Origin of the sequence: Mesorhizobium sp. M2A.F.Ca.ET.039.01.1.1, from assembly GCF_003998035.1 — a bacterium.
GTDB lineage: Bacteria > Pseudomonadota > Alphaproteobacteria > Rhizobiales > Rhizobiaceae > Mesorhizobium.
Map to the genome: position 1 here is coordinate 1 of NZ_RZRY01001001.1, position 1,804 is coordinate 1,804.

Below are 1,804 nucleotides of genomic sequence, written 5' to 3' on the forward strand. Positions count from 1 at the left end.
CGCGTCGGCCTTGTTGCTTTCGGCCAGCGCGCCGATGTGGTCGCCGGCGTTGAACTTGTCGAGCAGGATCGGGTCGATCGGCATGCCGGACCAGAGCCTCAGCGTGTTGACGCGCCTGGCGCGCCAGCCGGCCACCGGCGTGTCGTAGGCGACCGCCAGCACATGCTCGGTCGGCTTCCAGACGTGGCGCTCGAGCCGGCCGTCCTTCGAAGTGATCGATTCCACCGAGCCGCCGAAGCCGACCTCGAAGGAGCGTTCTCGCCGCTCGAATTCCCACGGGTTGCCGTGGTCGAGCCAGGTCTCCGGCAATTCGACCTGCCAACCACCCTGGATTTCCTGGCGGAACATGCCGTTGGCGTAGCGGATGCCGTAGCCGTGGGCGGGGATGTCGACGGTCGCCATGCTTTCCATGAAGCAGGCGGCGAGACGGCCGAGACCGCCATTGCCAAGTGCTGCGTCTGGCTCGAGGCCAGCGATCAGGTCTAGGTCGACGCCGAGCGAGGACAGCGCCTCGCGCATGTTCTCCATCAGATCGAGATTGGAGAAGGCGTCGCGCATCAGGCGGCCGATCAGGAATTCGAGCGAGAGGTAATAGACCCGCTTTTCCTGCTGGTCGTAGGCTTCCTTGGTCGCCTGGATCCAGTGGTCGACGATGCGGTCGCGCACCACCTTGATCGAGGCGGTCAGCCAGTCATAGGGCGTGGCGACGGTGGTGTCCTTGCCGACCCGGTATTTGAGCGACATCAGGACTTCTTCGGCAAGCGTCTTGGGATCGGGATGGTCGAGGACAGGTGCTTCGATCGTCATGGCGGATGTCATTTCGCCTCTCGTTCAGTTGGCCTGATCATAGCGGCTTTCGCCGTTTCTCCCAGCCCATCCTATCGCATTGCAGCATGCGTTCAATCGATTTAGTGATCGAGCCAGCAGCCTGCCTGCTGCAGTTGACCTATCCTGGAATCAAGCCGCCAGCGCATCCTCCGGCGGCTTCTTGGCGCCGGTCATGAGCGCGACGGCGTCCGACATTGAAATCTGCTTGGGATCGACGACGCAGAGCCGGCGCCCGAGCCGGTGGATGTGGATGCGGTCTGCCACCTCGAAGACATGCGGCATGTTGTGCGAGATGAGCACGATCGGCAGGCCGCGCTTCTTGACGTCGAGGATCAGTTCCAACACGCGCCGGCTCTCCTTGACGCCGAGCGCCGCGGTCGGTTCGTCCATGATCACCACTTTCGAGCCGAAGGCGGCGGCGCGCGCCACCGCCACGCCCTGGCGCTGGCCGCCGGAAAGCGTCTCCACCGCCTGGCTGATGTTCTGGATGGTCATCAGGCCGAGCTCGGTCAGCTTGTCGCGGGCGCGCTTTTCCATCGCCGGACGATCGAGCATCCGGAACCAGCTGCCGAGCGGGCCCGGCTTTCGGATCTCGCGGCCAAGGAACATGTTGTCGGCGATCGACAGCGCCGGCGACAGAGCGAGGTTCTGATAGACGGTCTCGATGCCGGCCTCGCGCGCCTCGATGGGCGAGCGGAACAGCACCTGCTTGCCGTCGAGCTCGATCGTCCCCTCGTCGGGGATCACCGCGCCCGAGATCGCCTTGATCAGCGTCGACTTGCCGGCGCCGTTGTCGCCGATCACCGCCAGGATCTCGCCCGGATAGAGATCGAAGTCGCAGCTGTTGAGCGCCGTCACGCGGCCGTAGCGCTTGGTGAGACCGCGCGCGGTAAGAACAGGCACTTGGCTCATGATTACACCGAAACCTTTCTGATCCACTGGTCGACCGCGACGGCGCCGATGATCAGCACGCCGG

At 64.5% G+C, this 1,804-nt stretch carries 2 protein-coding genes; both read right to left on the minus strand.

Going from position 1 to position 1,804, the window contains the following annotated elements:
* Positions 1-819 (minus strand): glycogen/starch/alpha-glucan phosphorylase (locus tag EOA24_RS36590; RefSeq protein ID WP_189354542.1); only part of this gene is annotated, 819 nt, incomplete at its 3' end.
* Between the two features lie 138 nt (positions 820-957).
* Complete coding sequence (locus EOA24_RS36595) at positions 958-1,740, minus strand: ATP-binding cassette domain-containing protein (protein WP_126078422.1); 783 nt, start codon at positions 1,738-1,740, stop codon at positions 958-960.
* Between the last annotated feature and the right edge of the window lie 64 nt (positions 1,741-1,804).

Excerpts from the sequence above, each read along its gene's own strand:
- EOA24_RS36595 (WP_126078422.1), bottom strand. The coding sequence starts at position 1,740 with ATGAGCCAAGTGCCTGTTCTTACCGCGCGCGGTCTCACCAAGCGCTAC.